This window comes from Deinococcota bacterium (genome assembly GCA_030858465.1).
In the GTDB taxonomy this organism is placed as follows: domain Bacteria; phylum Deinococcota; class Deinococci; order Deinococcales; family Trueperaceae; genus JALZLY01.
In genome coordinates this window covers 1-11,861 of sequence record JALZLY010000159.1, presented here as the reverse complement: position 1 = coordinate 11,861, position 11,861 = coordinate 1, and the positions used below count along the sequence as shown (strand labels likewise).

At 67.2% G+C, this 11,861-nt stretch carries 13 protein-coding genes and 1 pseudogene; 10 read left to right on the top strand and 4 right to left on the bottom strand.

Going from position 1 to position 11,861, the window contains the following annotated elements; genetic code table 11:
• The 3 genes and pseudogenes from M3498_08010 to M3498_08000 all read left to right on the top strand — a co-directional run bounded on the left by M3498_08010 (position 1) and on the right by M3498_08000 (position 672).
• Positions 1-153 carry an MbcA/ParS/Xre antitoxin family protein gene (locus tag M3498_08010; GenBank protein ID MDQ3459226.1) on the top strand — a complete coding sequence of 51 codons (153 nt, stop codon included), beginning with the start codon at positions 1-3 and terminating at the stop codon, positions 151-153.
• Positions 154-276: 123 nt separating this feature from the next.
• Positions 277-489 (top strand): type II toxin-antitoxin system HicB family antitoxin, encoded by a 213-nt coding sequence (locus tag M3498_08005; protein MDQ3459225.1) that lies wholly within the window; start codon positions 277-279, stop codon positions 487-489.
• Positions 486-672: pseudogene (locus M3498_08000) on the top strand (type II toxin-antitoxin system HicA family toxin). The gene M3498_08005 and the pseudogene M3498_08000 overlap by 4 nt, the downstream one beginning before the upstream one ends.
• Positions 673-738: 66 nt before the next feature.
• On the opposite strand, the gene M3498_07995 reads toward M3498_08000, so the two are convergent.
• Positions 739-1,710, bottom strand: a complete 972-nt coding sequence (locus M3498_07995) for an alpha/beta hydrolase-fold protein (protein MDQ3459224.1) — start codon at positions 1,708-1,710, stop codon at positions 739-741.
• 51 nt (positions 1,711-1,761) lie between these two features.
• Here M3498_07995 and M3498_07990 point away from each other — a divergent pair, with 51 nt between their 5' ends.
• Positions 1,762-2,931, top strand: coding sequence for a pyridoxal phosphate-dependent aminotransferase (locus M3498_07990; GenBank protein MDQ3459223.1), 1,170 nt, complete (start codon positions 1,762-1,764; stop codon positions 2,929-2,931).
• A 2-nt stretch (positions 2,932-2,933) separates the two neighbouring features.
• Complete coding sequence (locus M3498_07985) at positions 2,934-3,632, top strand: uracil-DNA glycosylase (GenBank protein ID MDQ3459222.1); 699 nt, start codon at positions 2,934-2,936, stop codon at positions 3,630-3,632.
• A 72-nt stretch (positions 3,633-3,704) separates the two neighbouring features.
• Here the strand turns inward: M3498_07985 and M3498_07980 are convergent, their stop codons facing one another.
• Genes M3498_07980 through M3498_07970 form a run of 3 tightly spaced genes read right to left on the bottom strand, consistent with a single transcriptional unit; the run spans position 3,705 to position 7,115 of the window.
• Positions 3,705-4,547, bottom strand: a complete 843-nt coding sequence (locus tag M3498_07980; GenBank protein MDQ3459221.1) for an ABC transporter permease — start codon at positions 4,545-4,547, stop codon at positions 3,705-3,707.
• Positions 4,548-4,591: 44 nt separating this feature from the next.
• Positions 4,592-5,509 (bottom strand): ABC transporter permease, encoded by a 918-nt coding sequence (locus M3498_07975; protein ID MDQ3459220.1) that lies wholly within the window; start codon positions 5,507-5,509, stop codon positions 4,592-4,594.
• A gap of 58 nt (positions 5,510-5,567) precedes the next feature.
• A complete protein-coding gene (locus tag M3498_07970; GenBank protein ID MDQ3459219.1) occupies positions 5,568-7,115 on the bottom strand; it encodes an ABC transporter substrate-binding protein in 1,548 nt (515 codons plus the stop codon).
• A 259-nt stretch (positions 7,116-7,374) separates the two neighbouring features.
• Here M3498_07970 and M3498_07965 point away from each other — a divergent pair, with 259 nt between their 5' ends.
• The 5 genes from M3498_07965 to M3498_07945 form a co-directional block, all read left to right on the top strand.
• Positions 7,375-8,583 carry an amidohydrolase gene (locus M3498_07965; GenBank protein MDQ3459218.1) on the top strand — a complete coding sequence of 403 codons (1,209 nt, stop codon included), beginning with the start codon at positions 7,375-7,377 and terminating at the stop codon, positions 8,581-8,583.
• Positions 8,584-8,782: 199 nt separating this feature from the next.
• Positions 8,783-9,493 carry an rRNA pseudouridine synthase gene (locus M3498_07960; GenBank protein MDQ3459217.1) on the top strand — a complete coding sequence of 237 codons (711 nt, stop codon included), beginning with the start codon at positions 8,783-8,785 and terminating at the stop codon, positions 9,491-9,493.
• 2 nt (positions 9,494-9,495) lie between these two features.
• Entirely contained in the window at positions 9,496-10,062 is a 567-nt protein-coding gene (hpt, locus tag M3498_07955) for a hypoxanthine phosphoribosyltransferase (GenBank protein MDQ3459216.1), read from the top strand.
• Positions 10,062-11,222: a M23 family metallopeptidase gene (locus tag M3498_07950; protein MDQ3459215.1), complete on the top strand. Its 1,161-nt coding sequence runs from the start codon at positions 10,062-10,064 to the stop codon at positions 11,220-11,222. The genes hpt and M3498_07950 overlap by 1 nt, the downstream gene beginning before the upstream one ends.
• Before the next feature lie 27 nt (positions 11,223-11,249).
• On the top strand, positions 11,250-11,861 hold a 612-nt coding region (locus M3498_07945; protein MDQ3459214.1), incomplete at its 3' end, for an alpha-amylase family glycosyl hydrolase.

Here is an 11,861-nt window from a genome sequence, read left to right as displayed (position 1 = left end):
GTGTTTGACGCTCTCGAGAGCGCGGCGGACTGGCTCAGGAGCGAGAATCTCAGCCTTGGCGGGAGGACGCCGCTCGAGTACGCCGACACGGAGATCGGCGCGCGGGAGGTCGAGAACCTCTTGGGACGCATCGAATACGGGGTTTATAGTTGATCACCGCCTGGCGGCTCGTCAGGCCACAGCATGACAGCAAGGAAGAGGCCTTCTCAGGCGAAGGGGCGGTCTGCTGATCACGAGTTGGGTGCCAAGGGGTGGAAAATCCAATAGGATAGTGGCATGGAACAAAACTACACTGCGGTAATCAAACAGGACGGCGACTGGTGGGTTGGCTGGATTGAAGAGGTTCCGGGAGTTAACTGCCAAGAGCGAACCAAGGAGGAGCTTCTGGTTAGCCTCCGAGAGGTGCTAAGTGAGGCTCTGGAGTTTAATCGTCAAGAGGCTCGTTCAGCAGCAGGTGATCACTACATCGAGGAACACATCGCTGTATGAAACGCAAGCAATTCCTGCGCTACCTGCGTAGGAGTGGTTGCGAGTTGTTGAGGGAAGGCAGTAGCCATTCATGGTGGCATAATCCTACTCAATAGGCGGTCTGCCATTCCGCGCCACACAGAGATTAAAGATATCTTGGCCGTCAAAATATGCAAGGATTTGGGAGTGCCGCCCATCAAATGACATTTCGAATTATAGTTGAGGTTAAATTATATCGCGCAGGACGACCCTAAGCGGGCGACCGCGCTCTTACCGCGCCAGGGCAAAGCGCAAGGCCCGGCTCGCGCCGTTGCGCCAGTTCACCCAGTTGTGCCCGGCGTTGCGCTCCTGGTAGCGGCAGTCATAGCCCTTCTCCTCGAGCGCCGCGGCGAGGTTGCGGTTGACCTCTAGGAGCCACTCGAGCGTCCCGCACTCCAGCGACCAGCGCAGCGGCTTGGGGTCCTCCGCGCGGACCCGCTCGAGCAGCCAGGAGACCTCGGTGCGGTAGTGCCTGGGCGCTTCGGGGCTGCCCAAAAAGGCCCCCGACTGGGCGATCACCGTGCCGAAGAGGTCGGGCCGCTGCCAGGCCAGGGTGGCGCTCGCCAAAGCGCCCAGGCTGGCGCCCATGAGCACCCGCTCGCCCGTGGGCTCGAGCTCGCTCTCCACGAAAGGCAGCAGCTCTTCGATGAAGGAGCGCCGGTAGTCGGGGTTGAAGGAATACTCCTCGAAGCGGTCGCCGGGCTCGGCGAAGACGAGGTGGGCCGGGCGGACCCCGCCCTCCGCCAGGAGAGCCTCCAGCACCAGCGGCAGGCGAGCGATACGGTAGTAGGCGACGCCGTCCTGGAGGTAGAGGCAGGGCAGAGGCTCGCCCTCATGACCGGCGGGGGTATAGGTGATGAGGCGGCGGGTCTGGCCCAGGACCCGCGACTCGAGCCGGAGCCGCCGGCTCGTTCCCCTCGGTTCTCCCTCGAGCCCGGCGTGGGGGTCGGGCCGGTAGTCGGGGCCGAGGATGGCGCTGGCGCTGGGGTACCAGGGGTTGTCGGCGCGGAGGTCGTTTTCGGGGTCGGGGCGCACCTTGCCGGCCTCGTCCACAAAGGCGTACTCGAAGTAGGCGTCGCCCGGAAGGGTGAAGGCAAAGCTGCTGACCTTGGCGGCGTCTACCCGCTGCGGGTTGCGCTCCATGTCGGTGTGGTCGGAGACGATATGTCTCGCCCAGTCGGGAATCCGAATGCTGACTCTCACCCGTCCAGTCTAAAGGGCGACGCGCTCGAGGGCGAGTTGGTAGACTCCCTTATGGTGCATGCTTTTGATACGCTAAGGCTCGAGGACCTGCAGGCGCGCCACTGCGCGAAGTGGCAGAAGTACGGCCCTGAGGTGATTCCGCTCTGGGTCGCCGATATGGACTTTCCCACCGCCCTGCCCATCGTCAAAGCCGTTCAGGCGCGCGCGGCCAGCGGCAACCTCGGCTATCCCAGCCACACGGGCGAGCCGGGCCTGGTCGCGACCATCCGGGGGCGGATGGAGAAGCGGATGAGCTGGCGCTTTGAAGAAGGCGACGTCTGGCTCACCGGCGGCATCATCCAGGGCCTCTACCTGGCCGCTTTGGCCTGCGCCTCGGAGGGCGAGGAGGTCATCGTCCAGTCGCCCATCTACCCGCCCTTTCTCGCGGCCATAGCGGACACCGGCCGGGTGCCGCGCTACAACGGGCTGCGCTGGAACGGCGCGGCCTACGACATCGACTTAGAGGGCCTCGAGGCCCTCGTCAGCCCCGCCACCAGGCTGCTCATGCTCTGCAACCCGCACAACCCCACGGGCCGGGTCTTTAGCCGCGACGAGCTCGAGGGGCTGGCCGACTTCGCCCTGCGCCATCGCCTCTGGGTGGTGTCCGACGAGCTTCACTGCGACCTGGTCTACGAGGGCCGGCGGCACATCCCCTTCGCCTCGCTCTCGGCCGAGGTTGCCCAGCGCACCGTCACCCTCCTCGGCCCCACCAAGACCTTCAACATCGCCGGGCTCAAGGTCGGGGTGGTGGTCAGCCAAAACCCGGGCTTGCTGGCGCGCTTCAAGAGGTTGGGGCAGGGCCTGGTCACGCCGCCCAACGTCTTAGCGCAGTCGGCGGCGCTGGCCGCTTACCGTGAGGGCGGGGAGTGGTTGGAGGACAGCCTCGCTTACCTGACAGGCAACCGCGCCTTCCTGGGCGAGTTTCTCCGCGAGCGCCTGCCGCAGATCGGCTACGCCGAGCCCGAGGGCACCTATCTGGCCTGGCTCGACCTGCGCGGGCTCGGCTTGGCTGAGGACCTCTACCCCTTTTTGCTCCTGGAGGCCAAGGTCGGCCTCAACGAAGGGCCGCAGTACGGGCCCGGCGGCGAGGGCTTCGCCCGGCTCAACTTCGCCACCTCCCGGGCCATCCTGCAAGAGGCCCTGGTACGCCTCGAGGGGGCCTGGCGGGCGCGCCGGGGCTGAGCATGACCTTCGACCCGGCCTTCGACCCGGCACCGCCGGAGCTGCTCAGCTGCACCCTCTGCCCGCGGCTGGTGGCGCACCGTGAGGAGGTCGCCCGGCTGAGGCGCCGCGCCTACCGGGACCAGGACTACTGGGGCAAGCCGGTGCCGGGCTTTGGCGACCCGGCGGCGGGCATCTTGCTGCTCGGCCTCGCCCCCGGCGCTCACGGCTCGAACCGCACCGGCAGGATGTTCACGGGCGACGGTTCGGGCGACTTTCTCTATCCGGCCCTCTACCGCGCCGGCCTCGCCAGCCAGCCAGGGGCGATGGCCAGGGGTGACGGCATGGGTTTGCACGGCGTCTTCATCACGGCGGCGGCGCGCTGCGCCCCGCCCGGCAACAAGCCCGCCAGGGAGGAGCTGCGCAACTGCCGGCGCTGGCTCGCCTTCGACCTCGACCGCCTGCTGGGGCTCAGGGTCGTCCTGGCGCTCGGCGCTATCGCCCACGACAGTTACCTCGAGCTGTTGCGCGGCCGGGGAGTGAGCGTCAAGAAGCGCCGCCATCCCTTCGCCCACGGCGCGCTGCACCGCTTCGGGGGCTGGCCGCCGCTGCTCGACTCCTACCACGTGAGCGTCCAGAACACCAACACCGGCCGGCTCACCGGGGCGATGTTCGACGAGGTGCTGGAGCAGGCCAAGGCGCTGGCGCAAGCGAGCCGATAAGATCGGGCTTCCAAGACCGGAGCCTCATCATCATGCAGGATGATGACCGGCGTGGCGGCGCTTCCAAAAGGCCTAGAGCCTGAGCCTCGGATCGAAGACATCGCGCACCCAGTCGCCCAGCAAGTTGACCGAGAGCACCAAAAAGGTGAGGGCCAGGCCGGGAAAGGCGCTCAGCCACCAGACGCCGCTGAAGAGGTGGTTCTGGCCCGCGGCTACCATCAGCCCGAGGCTCGGCGTGTCCACGCTGACGCCCAAGCCGAGAAAGGACAGCGTGGCCTCCAGGAGCACCACCCGCGGAAAGTCCACCGAGAGCTGGACCAAGATGGGCGACAGGGCGTTGGGAAGGATGTGTTTGGCGAGGATGCGCGGGGTGCTGGTGCCGAGTGCCTGCGCGGCGCTGACGAAGTCCCTTTCGCGCACCTGGATGACCGCCGCGCGGGTGATGCGGGCGTAGATGGCCCAGCCCACCACGCCGATGACCAGGATGACCCGGTCGAGGCCGGCGCCCAAGAGCGCCAGGACCACCAGCGCCACCAAAATGGTGGGCAGCGCCAGCTGCGCGTCGGCTAGGCGCATGATCAGGCTGCCCGCGCGGCCACCGAAGTAGCCGGCGACGAGGCCCAGCGGAATGCCGATAGCGGCGCTGATGAGCAGGGCGAAGAAGCCGACCGCCAGTGAGACGCGGCCGCCGTAGAGGATGTTCGAGAGGATGTCGCGGCCCAGGTTGTCGGTGCCGAGGAGATGGTCCTCCTCGCCGCCGGGCAGCCAGTTCGGCGGCGCCAAGTTGATGAGGATATTCTGCTGGCGCGGGTCGTGGGGCGCGAACAGGTCCGCGCCGAGCGAGGCGACGACGAACACGAGCAGGATGAGCAGCGGCGCGACCGGCAAGGATTTGAGCAGGCGCCTGGATGTCATTTATCCAGTCCTCATCTGGCCGGTTCTCATCTGGTCGGTCCCATCTAGTTGTACCTCACGCGCGGGTCGATGACGCTGTAGAGGATGTCGACCAGGGTGTTCAAGACGACGAAGATCAGGGCCACGAACAGCGTAAAGGAGATGATGACGGGAAAGTCCAGGGTGGTCAGCGCGCGCAGGGCCAGCCGGTTCATGCCCGGCCAGGCGAAGATGCTCTCGGTGACGACGGCGCCCGCCAACAGGTTGCCGAACTCGAGCCCGGTGACCGTCACGAAGGGAATCAGCGCGTTGCGCATGGCGTGGCGGTAGACGACCAGGCGCGGCACGACGCCCTTGGCCCGCGCGGTGCGCACGTAGTCCTGCGAGAGTTCCTCGAGCAGGGTGGCGCGGATCAGCCGGGTGAAGAGGGCGATGCGGTAGGTCGCCAGGGTAAAGGCCGGCAAGACGAGGTGGGCGAGCGTGCCGCTGCCATAGGCGGGCAGCCAGCCCAGTTCGACGCTGAAGATTAAGAGCAGCATGACCGCCAGCCAGAAGTTGGGCGCGGAGACGCCCAGGACGCTGACGAAAAGAAGCGTCTTGTCGACCAGGCTGCCGTGACGGTTGGCCGCCATCACCCCCATCGGCACGCCCAGGACCAGCGCCATCAGCATGGCGGCCAAGACGAGCTGGGCGGTGGCCGGAAAGCGCTCGACGATCATGCCCATGGCGGGCTGGCCGGTCTGGAAGGAGCGCCCCAGATCGCCCTGGACGGCGCTCGACAGGAAACGCCAGTACTGCACGTAGAGGGGCCGGTCGAGGCCGAAGTTGCTGCGGATCTGGTCGATCTGGGCTTGGGTGGCGTTCTCGGGCGCCAAGAGCTCCACCGGGTCGCCGGCCACGTTGAGCAAGAAGAACACCAGCGTCCCTACGAAGACCAGGACGCCAAAGGCCTGCACGCTGCGCTGAAAGATAAAGCTGAGCATAAGATTAGGTGCAGGGACAAGGGGCTGTCCCTGCTCCCTGCACCGGGGTCAGCGCCGGCTAGCGGCTGCGCATCTCGAAGGCGAGGATGTACTCCTGCGGGTTGGCCTCGAAGTCGATGTCGCCGCGCACGCCCGCTATAACGCTCTCGACGTAGAGGGGAATCCACACCACGTCCTCTTTGAGGGTGCGCTGGTTGATCTCGTGGATGAGTTCGATGCGGCGCGCCTCGTCGAACTCGGCATTGACCTCGGCGATGAGCGCGTCCATCTCGGGGTTGGCGTAGAAGTAGCGGTTCAGCCGGCCAAAGCCCGCCTGGGGGTCCCTGGTGTGGATCATGTTGTTGAAGGTGCTGACGACGTCTGGCGAGCCCCAGCCCGCTAGATACATCATGAACTCGCCTTCGTCGATCATGGGAAAGAAGACCGTGCGGGTGGTGGCGTTGACCTCGACCTCGATGCCGACCGCGCCGAGCATGCCGCCGACGGCCTGGGCGACCAGCGCGTCGTTCAAGTAGCGGTCGTTGGGCGCGTCGAGGCGCATCCGGAAGCCGTTCTCGTAGCCGGCCTCGGCCAGCAGTTCGCGGGCGCGCTCGGGATCGTAGTCAAAGCGCTCGACGAGCGGATCGTAGAGGTAGTCGATGGGGGAGATGTACTGGGTGGCCGGGGTGACGACCCCGCCCATCACCCGCTCGATGATGGCGTCCAGATTGATGGCGTGAGCGACCGCCTGGCGGACCCTGGGATCGACGAAGGGATTGACGCCGCCGGGCAGGCCGCTCGCCGGGCAGTTTTCGCGGCACTCGAAGTTCATGGTCAGGTAGATGACGCGGGTGCTCGGCGCCATGGTGATGTAGGCGTCGGGGCTGCGTTCGACGCGCTCGAAGTCCTGCGGCAGGATCTTCTCGGCGATGTCCACGTCGCCCGTCAACAGCGCCGACAGGCGCGTCGCGCCGGCCGGGATGTTGACCAGGCGCACGCGCCTGAACTCAGGCTGCTCGCCCCAGTAGTCGGCAAAGGCCTCGAGCGTTAGGGAGTCGTCGGTGGTGTAGCTCAGCGCGCGGTAGGGTCCCGTGCCCATCGGCTCGTTGGCCATCCGGTCGTCGCCTACTTCCTCGGCGTAGTCCGGCTTGGCGACGAGCACCTGGGCGAGCTTGAGCGGCAGGAGCGGGTCGGGCGTGTCGGTGTGAATTTCGACGGTGTGCGCGCCCGTGGCGACCGCTTCGCGCATGGCGGTCAAAAACTGCGCCATCTGCGATTCGGGGTGCGTCTTGGCGCGGGTCAGCGAACCCACCACGTCCGCGGCGGTGAAAGGGCTGCCGTCGTGCCAGGTGACGCCCTCGCGGAGGGTGATGACCCAGCTGTTCTCCCCTTCGGCCTCCCAGGCGGTGGCCAGCTCGGGCACCAGCTCGCCCTCGCGGCTCATGCGGATGAGGTACTCGTAGATGTGCTGCTGCCAGGCCAGCGTGGTGGTCTCCTGGCGCTTGTGCGGGTCCATGGTGACGGCGCCGCCCTCAAAGGCGATGGTGATGGGCCGGTCACTCTGCGCGCCCACCGTGCCCAAGGTGCTGAGCAGCAGTAGAGCCAGCAGCGAAACGATGTTTCTCACGAAATATCCTCCCTTGAAGTTGCGGCCCAAGTGGCGACCGCGGCCTTGTCCAGCACCTACCGTTCGTTAATGGTTGTGCCTCTAACTATGCTAACACAGCCTTAGCGCAGACCTAACACAACTCGAGAACCTCCTTGCGGCGTTTCTTGTGGGAAACTGTCAGAGGATTGGCTTTGAGCGTCAATCCGGCGCCGACGGTCGCAAGCGATTGACGGCGGCCAGGCACTCGAGAGGAGATAGCATGCAAAGAGGAGACGGCATGCAAAGAGAAAGCAGCGCGCGACAGGCTTATGAGAGGATCGACGCCCAGATAGCAGGCTTGCGTCCCTTGTTGCTCGAGTTGAGCCACAAGATCCACGCGCACCCCGAGATCCGCTTCGAGGAAAGGCAGGCCTCGAGCTGGCTCGCCGAGACCTTGGCGGCGCACGGCTTCGCGGTCGAGTGCGGGGCAGGTGGCCTGGAGACGGCCTTCTACGCCCGCCTGCCCGGCAAAGGTGCTGGGGCCAACAGCGGGCCGAAGGTGGCGCTGGTCTGCGAGTACGATGCGCTCGAGGGCCTGGGCCACGCCTGCGGCCACAACGTCATCGCCACCATGAGCCTGGGCGGCGCGCTGGCGCTCGCGCCGCTGCTGGAGAACCTGGCAGGCGAGCTGGTGGTCGTCGGCACGCCCGGCGAGGAGGGCGGCGGGGGCAAGGTCATCCTGCTCGAGGCGGGTGTCTTCGACGGGCTCGACGCCGCCATGATGATCCACCCGAGCTATGAGACCCGGGTCGGTGGCCCTTCGCTCGCCCGGGTGGGCTGGGAGGTGCGCTACAGTGGCGTGCCGGCCCACGCCGCGGCGGCGCCGCACCTGGGCGTCAACGCGCTCGACGCGGTGCGGCTGGCCTTCAGTGGTCTCGACGCGCTGCGCCAGCAGGTTACCCCCGACGTGCGCATCCACGGCGTCGTCACCCACGGCGGCGACGCGGTCAACATCATCCCCAAGGAGGCGGCCATGCGCGTCTTCTTGCGCGCGGCCAGCAAGGATTATCTCTATGACAGCCTGGTGCCGCGCGCCCGAAAGGTCTTCGAGGGGGCCGCGCTGATGACGGGCGCCGAGCTCACCATAGCGGAGAGCGTCAAGCCCTACGACAACATGGCGACCAACCTGGTCCTGGCGGAGCGCTTCGCCGTGCACGGCGCGCGGCTGGGGCGAGAGGTCTTGCCCTACGACCCGCTCGACTACGGCGGCTCGACCGACATGGGCAACGTCTCGCAGCGCCTGCCTGCCCTGCACGCCTACCTGGCCATCGACGACGAGGCGCAGCCGCACACCGCCGGGTTCGCGGAGGCCGCCAGGAGCGAGCGGGGAGACGCGGCCGTGTTGGACGGCGCCCGCATCCTCGCGTCGCTCGCCCATGACCTGTTGAGCGACGGTGCCTTTCTGGAAGAGGTCAAGGGAGCGTCTCTGCCCAGACAAGCGGCGTGAGGCTTGGGTAGGGGCCGCTGTTCGCGGTTGAGGTGCCGGGCAAACCGCGAACGCCAAGGCGGAGGACCCGGCCAGCGGCGGCGCCCACGGGCCCGTGGGCAGCTCGGCGCTCTTGGTCGGCGCTCTTGGTCGGAGAGGGTAAGCTTTAGCTATGAGCGACACTAGCAATGACACTAGCAATGACACTAGCGATGACAGGGTGAACCAGGAGCGCCTGCAGAAGTTTCTCTCCCGCGCCGGCGTCGCCAGCCGCCGCAAGGCCGAGGAACTGATCACGGCGGGCAAGGTCAAGGTGAACGGCAAGCGGGCCGAACTGGGTATGAAGGTGGGGCCGAGTGACGAGGTGAGGGTGAACGGCAAGGTGGTGGCCTTGCACCATGACATCGTCACCTTTGCCCTCTACAAGCCCATGAACGTGCTCTCCACCGTCAAGGACGAGCGCGGCCGCCAGACGGTCCTGGACTTGCTGCCGCCCGTGCCCGGCCTGCATCCGGTGGGGCGCTTAGACCGCGAGTCGGAGGGCCTGCTGCTCGTCTCCAACGACGGCGAGCTGACCCTGCGGGTGACCCACCCGCGCTACGGGCATCTCAAGGAGTACCGGGTGTGGTGCAAGGAGGGGGCGCTGAGCCGGGAGGCTCTGGAGAAGCTCGAGGCGGGCCTCGTGCTCAGCGACGGGCCGGCCAAGGCAGCCAGGGCCCGCTACGCGGCGGGCGGCGCCAAGATCGTCTTGAACGAGGGGCGCAACCGCCAGGTGCGGCGCATGATGGGCGCGCTCGGCTACACCGCCAGCCGCCTGGTGCGCACCCGCATCGGCAAACTGGGCTTAGGGGACCTGCAACCCGGCCAGTACCGCGAACTCGGCCCCGGCGACTTCGAGAAGCTCGGCTATACTCCTGAGCATGACGGCTAGGCATGACTGAGAGGGGCGTGAGCGAGAAAGACGGCAGCATCTTCCGGGCTGGTGAGGGCCAGGTGCAGCTGAGCGCCGAGGCCATCGCCGCGCGCATCGCCGAGCTCGGCCGGGAGATCGCCGGCGATTACCGGGGCCAGCCCCTGCACCTCATCTGCGTCTTGAACGGCGCCTTTATCTTCATGGCCGACCTGGTGCGGGCGATTCCCATCCCCGTCACCACCGACTTTATCGCGGTGTCGAGCTACGGCTCGCGCACCGAGTCCTCGGGCGAGGTGAGGCTGGTCAAGGACCTCGACCAGTCTTTGAAGAACAAGCACGTCCTGCTGGTCGAGGACATCGTCGATACCGGTCTCACCATGAGGTACCTGCTTTCGTACTTGCAGGGCCGCGGACCGCTCTCGGTCAAGGTGGTGACGCTGCTCTCCAAGCCCTCGCGGCGCCAAGTCGAGGTGCCTATCGACTACCAGGGTTTCGAGATCGAGGATGCCTACGTCTACGGCTACGGCTTGGACCGCGCTCACTTCGACCGCAACATCCCCTTCATCACCAGCCGGAAGAGCGGCTAGTGGCCGGAGGTCTGGCGGTGCTCGGCACGCGCCGCGGGCGCCTCGTCGCCCTGGCACTGCTCGGCCTTCTGTTTGCCGCCGTGGCCTGGTCGCAGGTCCGTCAGAGCCCGCCGCGGGTCTGGGCCGAGTTGCCCGAAGGGGTCACGGCGGGCGAGCCCTTCGGCCTGTTCTTGAGCGCCGACAGGCCGGTGGTCTACCGGCTGCGCTACGGCGAGCAGGCTTTCGAAGAGGTCGCGCAGGACTTGCGGCTCGAGCTCGTCGGCCTCCTGGGTGAGCACGAGCTCGAGGTCGTCGCCGAGGACGGCTCGGGCGCCGAGAGCCGGTGGGGCTACCGCGTTCTCGGTTTGGCGCCCCTCCGGCCGCTCGTCGGCGTGCCGGGGGCGGTGGTGCCGGGCCAGCCCTTCGCGGTCCAGGTCGAGTGGGCGGTGCCCGACGAGACGCTGACCGGCCTGAGCATCAGTCTGGACGGGGAGGCGCTCACGGTCTTCCGGGGCGCGAGTGGCGCCACGGCCGTCGCCAGCATTCCCCTCGGCGCCGGGGCGGGCAGCCGCGAGGTCACGGTGGTGCTGGGGGACAGCTACGGCCGCCGGACGGCCGTCACCCGCAAGCTCGCCGTGACGGCCGGCTCGAGCCCGGTCCAGCTCGTCAACATGCCAAAGAGCACCCTGAGCGTCGTCACGCCGGAAAATCAGGCTCGCGAGGCCGAGGTGCTGGCGGCTGCCTATGAGGACCCTGAGAGGGCGCTGGCGCCGCTGTGGGCGGAGCCCTTCAGCTTGCCCGCCCAAGGGCGCTTCACCAGCCCCTTCGGTCTGCCCCGGCGCTACCTTGCGGGCGGCAAGGTGTCGTATCACCACGGCACCGACATCGCCGCGCCGCAGGGCACGCCCGTCTATGCCGCCAACGCCGGCCTGGTCGTGGTGGCCGACTTCTACCCGATACGCGGCGGCCTCGTCGTCATCGACCACGGCGCGGGCGTTCACTCCCTCTACTTTCACCAGTCGCGCCTGCACGTGGAGATCGGCGACGAGGTGACGCGGGGGCAGACCATCGGCGAGATAGGCACGACCGGGCTGTCGACCGGGCCGCACCTGCACTGGGAGATGCGCGTGCGCGGCGTCTCGACCGATCCGCTGGCCTGGGTGGACAAGGTTTGGCCCTAGCGGCTCGGCAGCGTGCCAAACTAGAGCATGCAAAAACGCCTGTTCTGCCTCAGCAATCTGATCGCTCTGCTCCTCGTCTCATTCACTTTGGCCAGAAGCCCCAACCAGGGCGTCTACTACCAGGTTTTCGTGCGTTCCTTTCAGGACACGACGGGCGACGGCATTGGCGACTTCGGGGGCGTCACCGAGCGGCTCGACTACCTCTCGGAGCTGGGCGTCAGCGGCCTCTGGCTCATGCCCATCCACCCGAGCCCCTCCTACCACGGCTACGACGTCACCGACTACTACGCGGTCAACCCCGACTACGGCACCATGGCGGACTTCGAGAGGCTGCTCTCGGAGGCCCATGCCCGCGGCATCCGGGTGGTCATCGACCACGTGCTCAACCACAGCAGCGCCGAGCACCCCTGGTTTAGGGCGGCTCGAGCGGGCGACCCGCGGTACCGCGACTGGTATATCTGGTCGGACGAGGATCTGGGTTGGCGCAGTGCCTCGGGCTCGGCGGCCTGGATTCCTTTGAGCGGCGACTACTACTACGCCTACTTCTGGGGCGGCATGCCCGACCTCAACTTCAAGAACCCCGAGGTCAACCGCGAGATGGAGGAGGTCACCCGCTTCTGGCTCGAGAAGGGCGTCGAC